The organism is Mesorhizobium sp. B2-3-13, assembly GCF_006442195.1.
GTDB lineage: Bacteria > Pseudomonadota > Alphaproteobacteria > Rhizobiales > Rhizobiaceae > Mesorhizobium > Mesorhizobium salmacidum.
In genome coordinates this window covers 108,646-126,290 of sequence record NZ_VFVQ01000010.1, presented here as the reverse complement: position 1 = coordinate 126,290, position 17,645 = coordinate 108,646, and the positions used below count along the sequence as shown (strand labels likewise).

Here is a 17,645-nt window from a genome sequence, read left to right as displayed (position 1 = left end):
GGATTGCGGACCATGTTAACTCTTGATCTTTGGCCCGCCTGCCTCCACCTAACACGAGAAGGCCGAGGTGCCCGATTTCTGTGCTGTAAAACTCCCGTCATAAACGGTGGTAGGCGGAACGATCCCCGGTCGTTAATATGAGATTCGCGGTTGGCCTGATGGTGGCCGCGACATGAAAGGTTGGACAATGGCCAAAATATCCAAGGCTCCCAGCGACGGCGTCTTCGCAGTCCTCCCGCTGCGCGACATCGTGGTGTTCCCGCACATGATCGTTCCGCTCTTCGTCGGGCGTGAAAAGTCGATCAAGGCGCTGGAAGAGGTGATGGGTCAGGAAAAGCAGATCCTGCTTGCCACCCAGATGAATGCCGCCGATGACGATCCCGAGCCCGATGCGATCTTCGACATCGGCACGCTCGCCAATGTGCTGCAATTGCTGAAGCTGCCCGACGGCACCGTCAAGGTTCTGGTCGAGGGCGCCTCGCGTGCGAAAATCGTCTCTTTCACCGACCGTCCCGACTTCCACGAGGCCAAGGCCGCGGCGCTGGTCGAGCCCGAAGAGGAAGAGGTAGAGGTCGAGGCCCTCGCCCGCTCGGTCGTCACCGACTTCGAGAACTACGTCAAGCTGAACAAGAAGATCTCGCCCGAAGTGGTGGGTGCCGCCAGCCAGATCGACGACTATTCCAAGCTCGCCGACACGGTTGCCTCGCATCTCGCCATCAAGATCCCTGAAAAGCAGGAAATGCTGGCCACGCTTTCCGTCAAGGAGCGGCTGGAAAAGGCGATGGGCTTCATGGAAGCCGAAATCTCCGTCCTGCAGGTGGAGAAGCGCATCCGCTCGCGCGTCAAGCGCCAGATGGAGAAGACGCAGCGCGAATACTACCTCAACGAGCAGATGAAGGCGATTCAGAAGGAGCTCGGCGAAGGCGAGGACGGCCGCGACGAGGCCGCCGAGATCGAGGCGCGCATCAAGAAAACCAAGCTCTCCAAGGAGGCTCGCGAAAAGGCGGAAGCCGAATTGAAGAAGCTCAGGACGATGTCGCCGATGTCGGCTGAATCGACGGTCGTGCGCAACTATCTCGATTGGCTGCTGTCGATCCCGTGGGGCAAGAACTCCAAGGTCAAGCAGGACCTGGCCTACGCGCAGAACGTCCTCGACACCGATCACTTCGGCCTCGACAAGGTCAAGGACCGCATCGTCGAGTACCTTGCCGTGCAAAGCCGCCAGAAGAAGCTGAAGGGGCCGATCCTGTGCCTCGTCGGCCCTCCCGGTGTCGGCAAGACCTCGCTCGGCAAATCGATCGCCAAGGCAACCGGTCGCGAGTTCATCCGCATGGCGCTCGGCGGCGTGCGTGACGAAGCCGAGATCCGTGGTCACCGGCGCACCTATATCGGCTCGATGCCCGGCAAGGTCATCCAGTCGATGAAGAAGGCAAAGAAGTCCAACCCGCTCTTCCTGCTCGACGAGATCGACAAGATGGGCCAGGACTTCCGTGGCGATCCGTCGTCGGCCCTGCTCGAGGTGCTCGATCCCGAACAGAACTCGACGTTCATGGATCACTACCTCGAGGTCGAATACGACCTGTCGAGCGTGATGTTCGTGACGACGGCCAACACGCTGAACATCCCTGCGCCCCTGATGGACCGCATGGAGATCATCCGTATCGCCGGCTACACCGAGGACGAGAAGATCGAGATTGCCAAGCGGCACCTGATGCCGAAGGTGATCCGCGATCACGCACTGCAGCCGAAGGAGTTCTCCGTCGGTGAGGACGCGATCCGCGCGATCATCCAGACCTACACCCGTGAAGCGGGCGTCAGAAGCCTGGAGCGCGAGCTGATGAAGCTCGGGCGCAAGGCGGTGACCGAGATCCTGAAGACGAAGAAGAAGACGGTGAGCATCACGGCGGCGAACCTCGCCGACTATCTCGGTGTTCAGCGCTACCGCTTCGGCCAGGTCGAGGCTGACGATCAGGTCGGTGTCGTCACCGGTCTTGCCTGGACGGAGGTCGGCGGCGAGTTGCTGACGGTCGAAGGTGTCATGATGCCCGGCAAGGGCCGCATGACGGTGACCGGCAATCTGCGCGACGTGATGAAGGAATCGATTTCGGCGGCGGCCTCCTATGTCCGTTCGCGCGCCATCGATTTCGGCATCGAGCCGCCGCTGTTCGACAAGCGCGACATCCACGTGCACTTGCCGGAAGGCGCAACGCCGAAGGACGGTCCGTCCGCGGGTGCCGCCATGGCCACGGCCATTGTGTCGGTGCTGACGGGTATTCCGGTTCGGGCCGATGTGGCGATGACTGGCGAGATAACGCTTCGCGGCCGCATCTTGCCGATCGGCGGCCTCAAGGAGAAGCTGCTCGCCGCGCTGCGCGGCGGCATCAAGAAGGTGCTGATCCCGGAAGACAACGCCAAGGATCTGGCGGAGATTCCGGACAACGTGAAGAACGGCATGGAAATCATTCCGGTCTCACGCGTCGGTGAGGTGTTGCGCCACGCGCTGGTGCGGATGCCGGAGCCGATCGAATGGGTCGAGCCGGTCAATCCGCCGGCCACGACCGACAGTGCCGACGATGCCGGAAAGTCGCTTGCGCATTAGTTTTTTCTAAAGTTGCAGTGCACAAACAGAAAGCCGGGCCTCGCGCCCGGCTTTTTCATGTGAAAAACCGCGGAATTCCGGGCTTTTTCCGCTTTTTTCCTGCCTTTTCGACTTGGTTGCGGCAACGCTTCTTTCTAAAGTCCGTTTCCTGCCGGACGAGTCGTAAGTTCCGGTGTTCTCATGGAAGGGAATTTTTATGAACAAGAACGAACTGGTGTCCGCTGTCGCCGACGCCGCGAGCATTTCGAAGGGTGACGCGCAGTCGGCGGTCGATGCAGTGTTTTCTGTCATCTCCGGCGAACTGAAGAGGGGCGGCGATGTCCGGCTTGTCGGCTTTGGCAATTTCACCGTGTCAAAGCGCGCTGCATCCACCGGCCGCAACCCCCAGACCGGTGCCGAAGTGCAGATCCCGGCGCGCACCGTGCCGAAGTTCTCGGCCGGCAAGGGCCTCAAGGACGCCGTCAACTAAGCGCATTTAATTTTCAAAAACCTGAAAAGCCGGGCTTGCCCGGCTTTTCATTTTTGGACTCGTGTCGATCGGATCGGAAGCTCCTCAAACAGTCGGGGCGTCGGCGCGCATCAGGCCTTCCTTCTTGAGATGGGCCCAGAGCGCTGCAGGGAGTTTCGCGTCCAGCAGCGACCGGTTGCTCTCGACTTCTTCAGGCCTCTGGCCGCCGGGGATGACCGAAACCACCGACGGGTGCAACAGCGGGAACTGCAGGGCGGCCTCGATCAGCCTGACATCATGGCGTTTGCAGACGGCCTCGATGCGCGTCACGCGGTCGAGCACATCCTGCGGCGCTTCGGAATAGTTGTAGTAGGCGCCGGGCTTGGGTCCGGTCGCCAGGATGCCGGAATTGTAGGGGCCGCCGAGAACGATGCCGATGCCGCGTTTCTGGCAAAGCGGCAGGAACGATGTCAGCGCCTCCTGTTCCAGCAGCGTGTAGCGACCGGCAAGCAGGAACAGGTCGAAATCGCCGCGCTCGGCCAGCGTCTGGGCCACCTGCCACTCGTTGATGCCGCCGCCGAACGCCTTGATGACGCCTTGGTCGCGCAAGGCAAGCAGACCATAATAGCCCGAGCGCATGAACTCATCGATGCGCTGGTCGGACGCCTCTTTGCTGCCATGGGTGAAGATGTCGACATCGTGCACGAACAGGATGTCGATGCGGTCGACGCCAAGCCGCTCCAGCGACGCCTCGAACGAGCGCATGACGCCGTCATGGCTGTAATCGTAGACCTCCTTGCGCGACGGCGTGTCGAAGAACTTGCCGATGCCCGTGCGCTCCTCCGGCCGGCAGGCGCGCATGATGCGGCCGACCTTGCTCGACAGCACGTAGTCGTCGCGCTTCCTGGAGCGCAGGAACGGGTTGAGGCGCGTTTCCGACAGGCCGAGCCCATAGAGAGGTGCTGTGTCATAGTAGCGGCAGCCAGTCGCCCAGGCGGCCTCCAGCGTCGCATTGGCGTCCTCGTCGGAGACGGCGCGGTAAAGATTGCCGAGCGGAGCCGTGCCGAAGCCCAGCTCCGTAAAGGCGATGCCGCCATTGCCGATGCGGTCGAAATGCCGTGTCTTCATGTCTTGAAATTTTCCCGGATTGATTTGTCTAACATGACACTATCATGCTCGTGGCTCGGCAAAAGCACCGCTGAGCGTTGGACACGCAATTTCGCGGTTGCTAGCATGAACGAAATCAAGCTGTTCCGGGGAAGAGCATGATCGGAAATTGCCAATCATCTTCGACTACTGGCACGCCGGTGGCGCGGCCATGAGCAACTCCGGCTCGCAGATGTTCAGGACCGCGCTCGACGAGCTTGGCGCGGTGCTGGCGCGCGTCGACCGCGATCGGATCGACGCCGCTTGCGGGATGCTGGCGGATGCCAGACAGATCGTCGTCTATGGCTGCGGCCGCGAGGCCTTGCAGGTGAAGGGCTTCGCCATGCGGCTCTATCATCTGGGCCTGCCGGTTTCGGTCGTCGGCGACATGACCACGCCGCCTGTAGGGCAGGGCGATGTCTTGCTTGTCAGTTCCGGGCCTGGCGAAATTTCGACTGTACTCACCCTGATGCGCATTGCGCGCGAGGCCGGCGCAACCGTCCTGCTCCTGACCGCCCAGGCGGGCGGCAGCGCTGTAGGGCTAGCCGATTTGACGCTGCTGATCCCGGCGCAGACCATGGCCGACGACCAGGGGCCGCAAAAGACGTCGGTGCTGCCGATGGGCTCTGTCTTCGAGGGCGCGTTGTTCCTGCTGTTCGAGATCATGGTGCTGAAATTAAGGGAGTTGACCGCGGCGTTGCCGGAAGCCATGCGCGCCCGTCACACCAACATGGAATAGACCATGCGCTATGAACTGATGCTGCCGCACCAGATCCGCAAGGCGATCGCGCAGAATTGGCCGGTCGCGCTGCCGCTCGGCGTGCTGGAATACCATGGCGAGCACATGGCCGTCGGCATGGACACGCTGGCCGTCATCAAGACGCTGGAACTGTTCGAAAAAGAGAGGGACATCGTCATCCTGCCGCCCTTCTATTACGGGGCGGCGAGCTATGCTGTCGCACCGCCTGAAGGCAGCGGCTCCGTTCAGGTCGGCGGCAATCAACTGGCGCCGTTCGGCGAAGAGCTGTTCTACAGCCTGCTGCGCATCGGCTTTCGCAACATCCACGCCATCATTCATCACCAGACTGAGAATTTCTCCGCCGGCATGCCGACCGATCTCGCTTTCAAGACCGCCGGCAGACAGGCGATCTTCCGCTTCCTCGAGAAGCAGCGCGGCGAGGGCTGGTGGGGAGCCGAGACGATGGCCGACTACTACGCCGGACATGCCGCGGGCGAAAATTTCTTCAACTGGGTACAGGTGCATCCCCTGATGCCGGTCGCAATGAACGGCAAATACCCGTTCGACCATGCCGGCATCGGTGAGACATCGCTGATGCTGGCGCTATGCCCGGAAGCGGTGGATGCCGCGCACTTCGCGGACAACAAAAGCTGGTATACGGCGAGCGCGGCGGATGCTTCGGCAGAACTCGGACAGCAGGGCGTCGCCATGATCATGGATCATCTGCGCACGATCCTGAAGGCCTAGCCCGCCCTTTCCTTCTCCCACAGCGGAGGGAAGGAAGAGGCGCCCGGTTACTTCACCGCACCAGCCGTCATGCCCATGATCAGGTAACGTTCCAGCGCGATGCCGATGACCGCAAGCGGCGCGATCGCTGCGGTGGCCAGAGCAGCCATCGACCACCAGTTGATACCTTGCGACCCCGTTTGACTGGCGACCATGACCGGGATCGTCTTGGCGTCCGTCGATGTCAAAAGGGCGGCGAAGAAATACTCGTTCCAGCACAGCACCATTGCCAGGATGAAGGCTGCGACCATGCCCGGCAGCGCGATCGGCATGACGATGCGGAAAAAGGCGCCCCAGATCGACAGGCCGTCGACGAGGGCTGCTTCCTCCAGCTCGACGGGGATGGAATTGAACTGGTCACGCATGATCCAGATGACGATCGGCAGCACCATCAGCGTGTAGAGCAGGATCAACCCGATGCGCGTATCGAGCAGCCCGACTTCGCGGTAGAGCACCAGGAAGGGTAGGGCCAGCACCACCGGCGGCAGGATCAACTGCGACAGGAAGAAGAACGAGATATCCTCGTTCTTGAACCAGGCGAAATGGTAGCGATAGCGGGTCAGGCCATAGGCAGCGAGGCTGCCGATGATGATCGCCAGGCTTGACGCGCCGACCGAGGTGATGACCGAATTCATGAAACGCTTGAGGAATTCGTCGCGCACGGTCGAAGTCTGGAAGATCGAGTCCGGCGACAGGCCAAGCGATCGCCACCCTTTCCAATCCGGCTGGAAGTCGACAAACGGGATCAGATGGCCTTGGGTGACATCCACCGCCGTTTTGAACGAGGTGGTGATGGTCCAATAGATCGGAAAAAGGCAGATGAAGCCCCAGCAGGCGAGCGCGCCATAGATGAAGACGCGGCTGGCGACGAAGCTCGCCGGCGAGCGGATTTCGGAGGCGACGTAGTCTGTGGTCTGGACGCTCATCTTGCCCTAATTCACATTGCGCACGAAACGGCTGGCGAACTTCAACAGCCAGGTCACGAACACCACGATGATGACCAGATAGGCCATCGCCAGCATGGTCCCGTAGCCGACATTCGAGCGGTCGCGGTATTCGCGGTAGATGAAGCTCGACACCGAATCAGTGGCGCCGCCCGGACCGCCCGAGGTAACCGTGATTATGATGTCGGCAAGCTTCAGCTTGAAGATGATGCGCAGGATCACCGCCGTCACCGACACCGGCAGCATCAGCGGGAAAGTGACCTGCCAGAAGGTCTGCCAGGCCGTGGCGCCATCGACACGTGCCGCCTCCAGCACCTCGCGCGACATCGCCTGCAGTCCCGCCAGCAGCATGATCATCATGAACGGAACGAAGGTCCAGGCGTCCAGCAGCATGATCGAGATGCGGGCGGTGATCGGGTTCGAGAAGAAAGCCGGGTCTTCCCAGCCGAGATGGCGCGCCAGCGTGGCTGCTGGTCCAAAGCGGTATTCCATCAGCGACTTGCCGATCATCCAGGACACGGCGACCGGTGACAGCATCAGCGGCATCAGGAACACCACCCGGAAGAATTTTCGGGCGCGGATCTGCGCGTTGAGCAGCAGCGCCAGGCCGAACGCGATCACATATTCGACCAGCACCGCCAGCACATAGAGCACCATGTTGACCAGGGCGTTGCGGTAGTACGGGTCGGCGAGCATCTGCCAGAAATTGTCGAGCCCGTTGAACCTGCGGCCGCTGAACGAACTGAGATTCCAGTCGGTGAGCGCGATGTAGAAGCCGAACAGCGTCGGGAAGATCACCATCGCGATGGTGAACAAAAGAGCCGGTAGCAGGAAGAGCGCGCGCTGGCCGTCCTCGCCGCGTGTCAGAACCTGGCCGATGCCGATCGCCACACCCCACAGCACATAGGCGTAGACCACGGGCCGCCATGTCTCGAAGCCGATCGTATCGACCTCGGTCTTGTAGAGGATCTGCAGCACGATCGTTGCCAGCAGGCCGAGCGTGGCAAGCGCCATCAGCGCCCAGCCCAAACGCCTGCGCCCTGGCGGGATCAGATCATAGGAGGCGGCGTCTGCCGGCCACCCGGTCGCGGTCGAAGTCTGGTCAGCCACAAATCTCGCCCGTTTGGAAGGGAAGGCTGTGGTCCGGCGTTGCCGCCGGACCACGGTTCAAAGGCAGCTTACATGCCGAGCGAGGCCTTGTAGAGCTTGACCTGCTTGTCGCGGCCGATCTGATCGGTCAGCTTCTCCCAGGCGGCCGCGATGGCATCGGCGCCTTCCTGCGCCTTCATCTTGCCGGCGAAAGTGTTGGCCAGGATATCCTCGGCGGCGCTGTAATACTGGAAGATGCCGGGGATGCGCGGCTCGATCGCCGCGTTGGGGTGGTTGTAGCTGTCGCCTTCCGACTTGAGATAGGACGTGATGAAAGCCTCGTCGTAGCCGGCCGCCACCCATTCGGGAATGTCGAAATGGGAGTTGCGGTAGGGCTGGAAGCCCGACGGATACATCGCCGTCCAGATCGACAGGTCCTTGCCGCCGAGATGGGCGGCCGCCGACCATGCAGCCTTCTTCTTTTTCTCGTCCGCATCGACACGGGCCATGACATAGACGCCCCAGCCGAGGTAGGCGCAGTTCGGCGCATAGTTCGGGCCGCTGGCGAGCTTCTCCCACTTGCCGGTCTTGGAGTTATAGACATCGTCGGAGCCCGGCAGGATCGAGAAGCCGGTGACATCGCCGATGACCGAGCTATCATTGGTCTTGACGTTCGAGCCGACATCGCCCCACCAGGGGATCATCGAGCCGGTGCCGGCCAGGAACTGCTGGAAGGCGGTGGTGTTCGGGTCGGCATTGATCTGGTCGGCGGGCTCCGACGGCAGGGCGTCGATGACATCCTGGATGGCCCGTACCCAAGCCGGATTGTTGACGCGTGGCTTCATCGTGTCGGCGTCGAACAGCCAGGCCTTGTCATCGGGATGCTTGGCGTAGGCGCTGGCACGGCTGCCCAGGAAATAGAAGCCGAAACCGCCCCAGGGCTTAGGCGCGTCGAGATAGCCGTAAACATCCTGGCCCTTGAACTTCTTGCCCTTCAGGAACTTGGTCACGGCCTGAACCTCTTGCCAGGTCTTCGGTACACCCCATTCGCTGGTCGCCCCGCCATCCTTCCACTGCTTGGCGAGATCGGCGTCTGCAAACACGTCGGTGCGGTAGTTGAAGTTGTGCGCGTCGCCGTCGATGGTGACCCGGTACTGCTTGCCATCCCAGGTGCCAACGGGCGGCTTGAGGTAGTTGACGAGATCGTCGAAGTCGATCTGCTTCTTGACCCAGTCGGGCATCTCCGAAGTCAGGCCCTTGCCGCAGACGTCGCCCTCGAACGGGGCGCCCATCTCGATGATGTCGAAATCGACGGTGCCGGTGGCGATCGACTGCTGCAGGCGGGCGTTGTAGTCGGCCTGCGCCAGGTCGATCCAGCTGATCTTGGCGCCGGTATAGGTCTCCCATGGCTTCAGGAAACCACGAAACAGCACATTGTGCAGGTTCTGGTTGTTGAGACCCATGAAGGTGAGCTCGACACCGGCGAACTCGCCTTCCTTGACATTGGCCTTGGTCGCCTCGAGGCAAAGCTCGCCAACCTTCTGGAAGTCGGCGTCGGTCGGCTGACCTTTGCCAACCCCGGGGATTTGCAGGATTTTCGAGCGCAGTTCGCTTGCGGCGGCAGCTGGGCGCGTCAGCGCGCCAAGTCCGGCGCCGGATGCGGCCGCGATCGCGGCCATCGAGGCCGCGCCCTTCAATATGTCGCGCCTCGTAGCGCCGGCACGGACCAGTTTGTCGTAAAGACCTACTCGCATGGACTATTCCTCCCAGAACATTAGTCGTGAATCGAAGTGCCGATCGCGCCGGGCGCTGGCTTTGTTCAGAAGCGAAACGTAGGACCCCAACCTGCGTCGCTTCGCGTTCCGTTTTTCGGGTCGAGTACCAGCGTTTCGGATCGGCGCTTGTCACTATTCTCGCAACCAAACGCCGTGTCAACGAGAACGGTTTTTGTCTATAAGAGACCGACTTGCCCTGACCGGTCGCGTTGGTTAGCTTCTGCGCCTACGGCCAGTGGAGCCGATGGGGGAACGATGGCTCAAGTCGCGATCAGCAATGTTGCCAAGGCGTTTGGAACCGTCAAGGTTCTGCACGAAGTCAGCGTCGACATTGCCGATGGTCAGTTCGTCGTGCTTGTCGGCCCGTCCGGTTGCGGCAAGTCCACGCTGCTCAGGATGGTGGCGGGGCTGGAGACTGTCTCCGGCGGCACGATCGCCATCGGCGACCGCGTCGTCAATCACCTGCCGCCCGCAAAGCGCGACATCGCCATGGTGTTCCAGAACTATGCGCTTTATCCGCACAAGACGGTCGAGCAGAACATGGCTTTTGCCCTCAAGCTGCGCAAGACCGATCCGGCCGTGGTTGCCGAGCGGGTCAAGCGCGCCGCAGACATCCTCGACCTCAGCCCCTATCTGAAGCGCTATCCGCGCCAGCTTTCCGGCGGCCAGCGTCAGCGCGTCGCCATGGGGCGCGCCATCGTGCGCAATCCGCAGGTATTCCTGTTCGACGAGCCGCTTTCGAACCTCGACGCCAAGCTGCGCGTGCAGATGCGCACCGAGATCAAGGAACTGCACCAGCGGCTGAAGACCACCACCATCTATGTCACCCACGACCAGATCGAAGCCATGACGATGGCTGACAAGATCGTCGTCATGCGCGACGGCCGCATCGAACAGGTCGGCGCGCCGCTGGAGCTTTTCGACCGGCCGGCGAACCTTTTCGTCGCCGGTTTCATCGGCTCGCCTTCGATGAACCTGCTCAAGGGCACCGGGCGCAAGGGCGGCGTCGACATTGCCGGAACGCTGTTCCCGGTTGCTCCGAACAACGCCGTCGAGGAGGGGCGCTCCGTCGTCTATGGCGTGCGCCCCGAACATCTTGAGATCCACCCCGATGGCGTGCCGGCCAAGATTTCGGTGGTCGAGCCGACCGGCTCGGAAACCCTGGTCTTCCTGCGTTTCGGCGACGGCGAGATGGTGGCGCTGTTTCGCGAGCGCCATGACTTCAAGCCGGGCGACACGCTGAAGCTTCGGCCAAGGCTCGACCATCTCCATCTGTTCGACGCCGAGACCGGGAAGCGTCTCTGATCTCAAACGCACTTCACGAGGACCATCATGCTCAAAGGGATCGATCCGTTGCTCAATGCCGACGTGCTCCAGGCATTGCGGGCGATGGGACATGGCGATGACCTGATCATCGCCGACACCAATTTTCCCTCCGATTCGGTAGCGCGCCGGACGGCGCTCGGTCGGGTGCTGCGCATCGATGCCTCGGCGGCGCAGGTGGTGAAGGCCGTGCTGTCGCTATACCCGCTGGACACGTTCGTCGATGATTCGGCCGCCCGCATGGAGATCGTCGGCAAGCCGGACGAGATCCCAGCCGTGCAGAAGGAAGTGCAGAAGGAGATCGACGCCGCCGAGGGCAAGTCCTGGCCGATGGTGCCGGTCGAGCGTTACGCCTTCTATGAGCGCGCCAAGCAGGCTTATTGTGTCATTCAGACTGGCGAACGCCGCTTCTACGGCTGCTTTGCCTTCCGCAAGGGCGTCGTGCCGCCGGATGCGGAGTAGCGGCATGGCCTCGGGCAAGCCTGTTGTTATCCTCGGTGTCTTTGTCGCCGATACGGCTTACAGGGCGCAGCGCCAGCCGCGCATGGGCGAAACGATCCTCGGCAATTCCTTCAAGCTGGGGCCAGGCGGCAAGGGGTCGAACCAGGCAGTGGCCGCCGGCAAGCTCGGCGCGGACGTCACATTCCTGACCCGCCTCGGTGTCGATGCCTTCGCCGACATGGCCACGCGGACCTGGAAGGATGCCGGCGTGAAGAGCGCCGCCATCGACACGCCGGACAGCTATACCGGTGCCGCCTACATCTTCGTCGAGGAGGGAAGCGGCAACAACGCCATCATCGTCAGTCCCGGCGCTGCCATGCTGATCACGCCTGAGGATATCGAAGCCAATGTCGACCTGATCCGTGGTGCCGGTGTTTTCGTGACGCAGCTCGAACAGCCGATCGATGCCGCGATGCGGGCGCTGGAGATCGCGCGCGGGGCAGGGGTGACGACCATCCTCAATCCGGCACCGGCGGCAAAGCTTCCCGACCGCATCTACACGCTCTGCGACTATCTCACACCCAATGAGACCGAAGCCGAGGAATTGACCGGAATGGGAGTCACGTCGGTCGACGACGCGCGCGCCGCCGCGGACAAGCTGCTTGAAAAGGGCGTCGGCACGGTCATCGTCACGCTCGGCGACAAGGGCGCGCTGCTGCACGCGAAGGATCGGTCCGAGCATGTTCCAGCCATCAGTGCCGGCCCTGTCGTCGAGACCACCGGCGCGGGGGACGCCTTCAATGGCGGCTTGGCCGCAGCACTTTCGCGCGGCGTGGAGCCGCTGGAGGCGGTGCGCTTCGCCTGCGCCGTTGCCGGCATTTCCGTGACACGTCCAGGCACCGCACCGTCGATGCCGACATTGCAGGAGGTCGAGGCGCTGCTGGCCAAGGGCTGAGGCAATTGCCCGGAACTCGCAGGATACCCCAGAGGCCAGAACGTTCCGGCCTCCGAAGTCTCATGTTCGATGGGCGCGTTGCGAAGCTACTGCCTGACGTAGCAGCGCTTTCCCTGATCCGGAGCGGGATCGCCGAATGCATCATTGTCGCATTGGACGCCATTGCGGAACACGTCCTGCGTGAATCGGCCGTGGGCGCCGTACCTGACCACCTTGCGGCCATAGAAATCGCAGAATTCGCCTTCCTCGGCGCAGACCGCCCACTTCTCGCGGCGAGGCTCATCGTAATCGTCGTTCGACTCGTCACGGTCGCGCTTCACGATGAAGCAGAACTTTTCCTTGCCCGGCGCAGGATCGCCGAAAACGCGGTTCGAACAGGGTATCGCGTTGCGCTCGATGTAACGCGAGGTCGTGCGGCCCTTGGCGCCGTAGACGACCTCGGCGGGATAGGGCAGGCGGCAGATCTCGCCCTCGCGCGCGCATCGCTGCAGCCGGTCCGCCGACGCGGCGGCGGGAAAAAGGATAGAGGCGGCCGTCGTCGCGCCGCCCAGGCAAATCAGCGTGAATATCGTGCGCGTAGAAATATTCGGTGCAATTGACATTACGTCCTCCATGCCATTCCGGCAGCATACTGCAATCTGGCTGCCTGCGGATGAATCGAGCGCTTTGTGGGCGATTGCGCAAGCAGATTCGCAACGACCAACGCGTTCGCAATCTGCAGGGCTGCTTCGGCCGTTGTTTGTCAGCCACCGGAACCGCGTCGTGGGTTCCACGGTACCGCTCATGCAAGGGTGATTTTGGATCCTGGGAAAGCCAGGCCTAAGGACGCCTTCGGCACGTCAATTCTGAAGAGATCTTTGACAATTCATGTCGGCATTTCCCTGGAGACAAGGATCGTGATCCTTGAGGGAAATGGCGCGAGTGACGGGGCTCGAACCCGCGACCTCCGGCGTGACAGGCCGGCACTCTAACCAACTGAGCTACACCCGCGCATTGACGAGCACGTGTCAGCCGTGTTCGTCGTTGGGGCGCTGGATAAGGGGTTCGCTACCGGGTGTCAAGCGCACCAAACCATCATAACGCCAAACAGGAGAAGGTTTTTTGACAGCCGGCATTTTGTTCGCAAATCGGGCCTGCGAACAGGGCATCCCACACTCATTTAGCCTTGCGAAGCAAGTCCCGACCGCTTAAAGGTCCGGCCCGGAGCGGGCGATTAGCTCAGTTGGTAGAGCGCTTCGTTTACACCGAAGATGTCGGCGGTTCGAGCCCGTCATCGCCCACCATATCTTTCCACCCGTTGATGTTTTCCGGTTTGCGGGCGCCACGAATCGCCGCGTCGACAACAGTTCCGCGCACAGCTCACCTGTTCTCCCTCCTGAGGGCGTGCATTGCTTTTTCACGGGTGAGCGGCATTTTCGGGAAATCTTTAGGGCCTCCCAGCGTTCACCTCGATAGAGATAGCCATTGCCGTGGGGGCCACAGCTCTCGCCGAAGGCAACTGCGGCTGCAGGTCAAGGAAAATGCCCGTTCAAGCTTTCATCAACCGAATTGCCACGGCCGTCCCTGATCACGGTGTCCACCAATTCTTCCTTCAATTTGCGGGCTCCCAGCTGGCAGATCCCCGCCGCCGCGCAATTTTCGATCGCATGGCCGACAAGGGCGGCATCGAACATCGCTATTCCTGCTTCGCACCCGCTAGCGATCCTGAGGGTCTGAGCGTCGACCTGGCGGGTGTTTTCAAGCGCGGTGCGTTTCCAGGTACGGCCAAACGCATGGAAATGTTTGCCACGGCCGCGCCCGCGCTGGCCGAGCGAGCATTGGAGCGGCTTCTGGAGGGCGAAGACAGGAAGGGTGTCACGCATCTGATCGTCACCACGTGTACGGGCTTCTCCGCCCCCGGTATCGATCTGGAAATAATCGCCCGGTGCAATCTGCCCACCACCGTGGAGCGCACGATCATCGGTTTCATGGGATGTTATGCGGCAATCAATGCGCTCAAACTGGCGCGGCACATCGTCCTGTCGGAACCTGCGGCCCACGTTGTGATCGTCTGCATCGAACTCTGTACGCTCCATCTCAAGGAGACGGCTGATCTCGAAAAACTGCTATCTTTCTCCCTCTGGGGCGATGGCTGCGCGGCCGCGTCGGTGACCGCCCGCCCGTTCGGCATCGGCCTGGACAGTTTTCATGCGATCGTGGATGCCGACGCCCGCGACCTGATGAGCTGGAGCGTGCACGACGACGGGTTCGACATGGTTCTGTCGGGGCAGGTTCCTGCTGCAATCCAGAATGCGCTTGGCAAAGGCGTCGGCGCCATCCTGGGAAACAGGACCGCCGCCAACGTCGACCTTTGGGCTGTTCACCCGGGTGGGCGTTCCATTCTCGACGCCGTGGAGCGCGCGCTGGATCTTCCTCCCGATGCGCTGTTGCCGTCGCGCGACGTGCTTCGCGAAAACGGAAACATGTCCTCCGCCACCGTGATGTTCGTGCTGGAGCGGATGCTTCGCGGGTTCACGGATGATGACGTGGGCTGTGCAATGGCATTCGGCCCCGGCCTCACGGCCGAGACGATGATGTTCCACACTGCCGGCAGTGCCTGACGTGGCCACGGATCTCGACAGCCGCCATATCCAGCCGGAACTGCTCGATCATTTGCCTCCCGACGATCCCAAGGCGATTGGCTCCCGGCGTGACCTGATTTGGATAAATTCCCTGATGTTTCAACATGCGATCATGTCCAGCCTCCTGAAGGCAAGCGTGCGCGAGGGTTCGATCAGAATCTTGGAAGTCGGGTCCGGCGACGGTACATTCATGCTCTCGGTTGCAAGGCGCCTCGCCAGGAAGTGGGTCGACGTGGAACTGGTCATGCTCGACCAGGTTGACCTCATTACCGACCGGCGGCGCGCCGATTTCGCGGCACTGGGCTGGCGGGTTGAAACCATCACCGACAATGTCTTCGACTGGATCGCAAAACCCGGGGGTGACGCGTACGACGTTGTCTCGGCCAATCTGTTCCTGCACCATTTTTCCGACGCCGCCTTAAAGATCCTGTTCGAAGCCCTGCGCCGTTTGGCACCGGTGTTCCTCGCCGCCGAGCCAAGCCGAAACGTTGTCGCCTTGAAAGCATGCTCGCTCCTGCGCCTTGTCGGTGCAAACCAGGTCACCATGCACGATGCGGCGGCAAGCGTCCGCGCAGGTTTCGCTGGCAAGGAACTTTCCGGCTTGTGGCCTCTCGGTTCCGCGCAGCAGTGTGAAGAACGCAGGATTGGCCCGTTTACCCACGCCTTCCGCGTTTTCCCCAAGGAAGGATTTGCGCGATGTACGATGCCATCGTCATAGGTGCCGGCCCAAGCGGCTCATCGGCAGCCTTGGCCTTGCGCGGCCAGGGTCGTTCCGTGGCCATCATCGAAGCGAGCGAGTTTCCACGCCGCAAGGTCTGCGGCGAATTCATGTCGGCGGTCAATCTGGAGCTGTTGGACCGTCTGGAGGCGGGCGTGGCGGTTCGCACCAAGGCAGGACCGGAAGTCAAGCGGGTTGCGTTGTTCGCGTCGGGCCCTGGCATACAAGCAGGCATGCCGCGCGCCGCCGGGGATGCTTACGGGCGGGCGCTTGGACGGGACGTTCTGGATGGCATCCTCTTGGACGCGGCGCGCAACGCCGGAGCCGACGTTTTTCAGCCGTGGCGCGCGGTGGAGATCGCCAGCAATGGCGATCGTGCCATCGTCCGGATCGCCAACAAGGACGGTCAGACAAGTCTTAGCGGGCAGGTGGTGATTGCGGCGCATGGCTCCTGGGGCCAGGGCAGGTTGCCGACCAATCTCCCAAAGAGCAGCGCGGCCTCCGATCTGTTTGGCTTCAAGGCCCATTTCAGGGGAGCTTCGCTCGCTCGGGACCTCATGCCGCTCCTGGTGTTTCCGGGCGGCTATGGTGGCATGGTGTGGGCGGATCAGGACAGGATATCGCTGTCGTGCTGCATACGCCGCGACGTGTTGGCCAGGCTGCGCAAAAAGGGCGGTGCCACGTCAGCAGCCCAAGCCGTTCACGCGCACATACTGGCATCGTGCCCGGCGGTGGTTTCCACGATCGGCGACGCCAGCCTCGAAGGTGAATGGCTTGCCGCCGGTCCCATACGTCCGGGGATGCGCCCACGATTTGCCGACGACATATTTCGGGTCGGCAACATCGCCGGCGAGTCCCATCCCATCATCGCCGAAGGCATCTCCATGGCCCTGCAGTCCAGCTGGCTTCTCGCTGGCGAATTGGCAAGGTTCGAACAATGGGACCGGACGGCGCGCCTCGCCGTCGGCAACCGCTATTCAAGAGCGTGGAGCCGGCAATTTGCCACTCGCATTCATGCGGCCGCACTGTTGGCGCGCATTGCCGTCCGTCCCAGGTCCAATACGGCGATGAAGGCGTTTGTGGGGTGGTTCCCGGATAGCCTGACCTTAGGAGCCAGATTGTCCGGCAAGACGAAAGCCTTGCCTGCCCTCAGCCATCCGTAAGGGCTGAAGCCGGCCGGACGCCTGGAGGAATTCGCCCAAGCGCTCAAGCCAAATCGGCAATTCAGCAGGCACACGGTTCGTGGTGTATGGCTGCCCCCCGCTCACGGCGGCACCATCCGGAAATCCTTGCCCTCGGGCAGCAATTGCCCGCCATCGACGACAATGGTGGTGCCGGTGATGTAACTGGCGTCGTCCGAGGCGAGAAACAGGAAGGCGTTGGCCACGTCGCGCGGGCTGCCGAGCCGGCCGAGCGGGATCGAATCTTCCATGTTCTTGATATAGGCGGCGCCGCGATGCTGCTGGATGGCTTCGGTAAGGATATTGCCGGGCTCGACGCCGTTGACGGTGATGCCGTAGCCGGAGAACTCCAGCGCCGCAGCGCGAATGAAGCCGTTGATGCCCGCTTTCGTCGCCGAATAATGGCCATGGCCAGGGCTGGTGACATGCGGGCCGGTGATGGAGGAGGTGTAGAGCATGCGGCCAAAGCGCTGCGCCTTCATTGGTACCAGGGCCGCGCGGCTGGCATTGAAAGTACCGCGCAGGTTGACGGCCATGACGCGGTCCCAGTCGTCGGCACTGGTGTTTTCGATCAACTGCCAGGGATAGATGCCGGCATTCTGCACGATGATGTCGAGGCGGCCGTGATGTCTCAGCGCCAGTGCCACCGCGGCCTCGGCGTCTCTCATTTGCGAGATGTCGGTGCGGATGAAGGGGACGCCGAGTTCATCCGCACTTGCTTGCCCGGCCTCCTCCTCCGTGTCGGCCAGCACCAGCCTTGCGCCTTCTTCGGCGAAGCGCAGTGCGATGCCCTTGCCGATGCCGCGCGCGCCGCCGACGATCAACGCCACCTTGTCTTGCAGTCGTCCTGTCATGCGAGCCGTCCTGTCATGCCAAATCC

At 62.1% G+C, this 17,645-nt stretch carries 16 protein-coding genes and 2 tRNA genes; 11 read left to right on the top strand and 7 right to left on the bottom strand.

Going from position 1 to position 17,645, the window contains the following annotated elements:
* Positions 1-187: 187 nt before the first annotated feature.
* Together lon and FJ941_RS14285 are read left to right on the top strand one after the other, a co-directional pair.
* Positions 188-2,599: an endopeptidase La gene (lon, locus tag FJ941_RS14290; protein WP_140506451.1), complete on the top strand. Its 2,412-nt coding sequence runs from the start codon at positions 188-190 to the stop codon at positions 2,597-2,599.
* 196 nt (positions 2,600-2,795) lie between these two features.
* Positions 2,796-3,068 (top strand): HU family DNA-binding protein, encoded by a 273-nt coding sequence (locus FJ941_RS14285; protein ID WP_140506449.1) that lies wholly within the window; start codon positions 2,796-2,798, stop codon positions 3,066-3,068.
* An 84-nt stretch (positions 3,069-3,152) separates the two neighbouring features.
* Here FJ941_RS14285 and FJ941_RS14280 read toward each other — a convergent pair whose 3' ends face one another.
* Positions 3,153-4,175: an aldo/keto reductase gene (locus FJ941_RS14280; RefSeq protein ID WP_140506448.1), complete on the bottom strand. Its 1,023-nt coding sequence runs from the start codon at positions 4,173-4,175 to the stop codon at positions 3,153-3,155.
* A 190-nt stretch (positions 4,176-4,365) separates the two neighbouring features.
* On the opposite strand from FJ941_RS14280, the gene FJ941_RS14275 reads away from it, so the two are divergent.
* Both FJ941_RS14275 and FJ941_RS14270 read left to right on the top strand, forming a co-directional pair.
* Positions 4,366-4,932 carry an SIS domain-containing protein gene (locus tag FJ941_RS14275; protein WP_140506579.1) on the top strand — a complete coding sequence of 189 codons (567 nt, stop codon included), beginning with the start codon at positions 4,366-4,368 and terminating at the stop codon, positions 4,930-4,932.
* 3 nt (positions 4,933-4,935) lie between these two features.
* Positions 4,936-5,679, top strand: coding sequence for a creatininase family protein (locus FJ941_RS14270; protein WP_140506446.1), 744 nt, complete (start codon positions 4,936-4,938; stop codon positions 5,677-5,679).
* Between the two features lie 47 nt (positions 5,680-5,726).
* Here the strand turns inward: FJ941_RS14270 and FJ941_RS14265 are convergent, their stop codons facing one another.
* The 3 genes from FJ941_RS14265 to FJ941_RS14255 form a co-directional block, all read right to left on the bottom strand.
* Entirely contained in the window at positions 5,727-6,644 is a 918-nt protein-coding gene (locus tag FJ941_RS14265; protein WP_027143632.1) for a carbohydrate ABC transporter permease, read from the bottom strand.
* A 6-nt stretch (positions 6,645-6,650) separates the two neighbouring features.
* Positions 6,651-7,772 (bottom strand): sugar ABC transporter permease, encoded by a 1,122-nt coding sequence (locus FJ941_RS14260; protein WP_140506444.1) that lies wholly within the window; start codon positions 7,770-7,772, stop codon positions 6,651-6,653.
* A 68-nt stretch (positions 7,773-7,840) separates the two neighbouring features.
* Complete coding sequence (locus FJ941_RS14255) at positions 7,841-9,505, bottom strand: sugar ABC transporter substrate-binding protein (protein WP_140506443.1); 1,665 nt, start codon at positions 9,503-9,505, stop codon at positions 7,841-7,843.
* 276 nt (positions 9,506-9,781) lie between these two features.
* Between FJ941_RS14255 and ugpC the strand changes: the two genes are divergently transcribed.
* Genes ugpC through rbsK form a run of 3 tightly spaced genes read left to right on the top strand, consistent with a single transcriptional unit; the run spans position 9,782 to position 12,245 of the window.
* Positions 9,782-10,831, top strand: coding sequence for a sn-glycerol-3-phosphate ABC transporter ATP-binding protein UgpC (gene ugpC, locus FJ941_RS14250; protein WP_140506441.1), 1,050 nt, complete (start codon positions 9,782-9,784; stop codon positions 10,829-10,831).
* 27 nt (positions 10,832-10,858) lie between these two features.
* Positions 10,859-11,311: an RbsD/FucU family protein gene (locus FJ941_RS14245; RefSeq protein WP_127278878.1), complete on the top strand. Its 453-nt coding sequence runs from the start codon at positions 10,859-10,861 to the stop codon at positions 11,309-11,311.
* Positions 11,312-11,315: 4 nt separating this feature from the next.
* On the top strand, positions 11,316-12,245 hold the full coding sequence (gene rbsK / locus FJ941_RS14240) for a ribokinase (protein ID WP_140506439.1): 930 nt from the start codon (positions 11,316-11,318) through the stop codon (positions 12,243-12,245).
* 86 nt (positions 12,246-12,331) lie between these two features.
* Here the strand turns inward: rbsK and FJ941_RS14235 are convergent, their stop codons facing one another.
* The gene (locus FJ941_RS14235; RefSeq protein WP_140506437.1) at positions 12,332-12,847 is read right to left on the bottom strand and encodes a hypothetical protein; all 516 of its coding nucleotides are present in this window, start codon (positions 12,845-12,847) and stop codon (positions 12,332-12,334) included.
* 311 nt (positions 12,848-13,158) lie between these two features.
* A tRNA-Asp gene (locus FJ941_RS14230) sits at positions 13,159-13,235 on the bottom strand.
* 217 nt (positions 13,236-13,452) lie between these two features.
* Here FJ941_RS14230 and FJ941_RS14225 point away from each other — a divergent pair.
* From FJ941_RS14225 to FJ941_RS14210, 4 genes are all read left to right on the top strand, one after another.
* A tRNA-Val gene (locus FJ941_RS14225) sits at positions 13,453-13,528 on the top strand.
* A gap of 237 nt (positions 13,529-13,765) precedes the next feature.
* Positions 13,766-14,845, top strand: coding sequence for a type III polyketide synthase (locus FJ941_RS14220; protein ID WP_140506435.1), 1,080 nt, complete (start codon positions 13,766-13,768; stop codon positions 14,843-14,845).
* 1 nt (position 14,846) lies between these two features.
* A complete protein-coding gene (locus FJ941_RS14215) occupies positions 14,847-15,584 on the top strand; it encodes a methyltransferase domain-containing protein (RefSeq protein ID WP_140506433.1) in 738 nt (245 codons plus the stop codon).
* A complete protein-coding gene (locus tag FJ941_RS14210) occupies positions 15,563-16,747 on the top strand; it encodes an FAD-dependent monooxygenase (protein ID WP_140506431.1) in 1,185 nt (394 codons plus the stop codon). The genes FJ941_RS14215 and FJ941_RS14210 overlap by 22 nt, the downstream gene beginning before the upstream one ends.
* A gap of 101 nt (positions 16,748-16,848) precedes the next feature.
* Here the strand turns inward: FJ941_RS14210 and FJ941_RS14205 are convergent, their stop codons facing one another.
* Entirely contained in the window at positions 16,849-17,619 is a 771-nt protein-coding gene (locus tag FJ941_RS14205; RefSeq protein ID WP_140506429.1) for an SDR family NAD(P)-dependent oxidoreductase, read from the bottom strand.
* Positions 17,620-17,645 lie beyond the last annotated feature (26 nt).

Coding starts and splice junctions, on each gene's coding strand:
- FJ941_RS14210 (WP_140506431.1), top strand. CDS start 15,563: ATGTACGATGCCATCGTCATAGGTGCCGGCCCAAGCGGCTCATCGGCA.
- FJ941_RS14245 (WP_127278878.1), top strand. CDS start 10,859: ATGCTCAAAGGGATCGATCCGTTGCTCAATGCCGACGTGCTCCAGGCA.
- FJ941_RS14270 (WP_140506446.1), top strand. CDS start 4,936: ATGCGCTATGAACTGATGCTGCCGCACCAGATCCGCAAGGCGATCGCG.
- lon (WP_140506451.1), top strand. CDS start 188: ATGGCCAAAATATCCAAGGCTCCCAGCGACGGCGTCTTCGCAGTCCTC.
- FJ941_RS14205 (WP_140506429.1), bottom strand. CDS start 17,619: ATGACAGGACGACTGCAAGACAAGGTGGCGTTGATCGTCGGCGGCGCG.
- FJ941_RS14220 (WP_140506435.1), top strand. CDS start 13,766: ATGCCCGTTCAAGCTTTCATCAACCGAATTGCCACGGCCGTCCCTGAT.
- FJ941_RS14275 (WP_140506579.1), top strand. CDS start 4,366: ATGAGCAACTCCGGCTCGCAGATGTTCAGGACCGCGCTCGACGAGCTT.
- FJ941_RS14255 (WP_140506443.1), bottom strand. CDS start 9,505: ATGCGAGTAGGTCTTTACGACAAACTGGTCCGTGCCGGCGCTACGAGG.
- FJ941_RS14280 (WP_140506448.1), bottom strand. CDS start 4,175: ATGAAGACACGGCATTTCGACCGCATCGGCAATGGCGGCATCGCCTTT.
- FJ941_RS14285 (WP_140506449.1), top strand. CDS start 2,796: ATGAACAAGAACGAACTGGTGTCCGCTGTCGCCGACGCCGCGAGCATT.
- FJ941_RS14235 (WP_140506437.1), bottom strand. CDS start 12,847: ATGTCAATTGCACCGAATATTTCTACGCGCACGATATTCACGCTGATT.
- FJ941_RS14265 (WP_027143632.1), bottom strand. CDS start 6,644: ATGAGCGTCCAGACCACAGACTACGTCGCCTCCGAAATCCGCTCGCCG.
- rbsK (WP_140506439.1), top strand. CDS start 11,316: ATGGCCTCGGGCAAGCCTGTTGTTATCCTCGGTGTCTTTGTCGCCGAT.
- ugpC (WP_140506441.1), top strand. CDS start 9,782: ATGGCTCAAGTCGCGATCAGCAATGTTGCCAAGGCGTTTGGAACCGTC.